The organism is Leptospira yasudae (assembly GCF_003545925.1).
GTDB classification, from domain to species: domain Bacteria; phylum Spirochaetota; class Leptospiria; order Leptospirales; family Leptospiraceae; genus Leptospira; species Leptospira yasudae.
Genome location: NZ_QHCU01000025.1, coordinates 1 through 404 on the forward strand (window position 1 = coordinate 1; position 404 = coordinate 404).

1 protein-coding gene is annotated in these 404 nt (G+C 47.8%); it reads right to left on the minus strand.

The genetic code is table 11. The features are described from left to right. Positions 1-404 (minus strand): methyl-accepting chemotaxis protein (locus DLM76_RS21415; protein ID WP_241548340.1); only part of this gene is annotated, 404 nt, incomplete at both ends.

Here is a 404-nt window from a genome sequence, read left to right on the forward strand (position 1 = left end):
GCCCGCTTTTGTTCGAGGACTGCTTCTTCGATCTGCAAGCTGAATGTCATGAGTTCGTTCGCGCTCTGCGAGATTTCTTTCGTGTTCTCTTCCTGAGTTTTTACGGAAGTAAGAACGTTCTTCGCATACCGATCGAACTCTTCGACTTGTTCTCTGAGTTTTTTTAGAACGTTAGACGCTTCGGAGACTTTCGTATTTCCGTTTAATACGGCGTTGTTCGTGGAGTTTACTAACGCACCGATCTCTTGGACGCTTGTAGAAGTTTGAGAAGCGAGTTTTCCGATTTCTTCGGCAACGACCGCAAATCCCTTTCCCGCTTCTCCGGCTCTTGCGGCTTCGATGGCTGCGTTCAAGGCGAGGAGATTCGTCTTTTCGGAAATCTCGGTGATGATGGAAAGGATTTC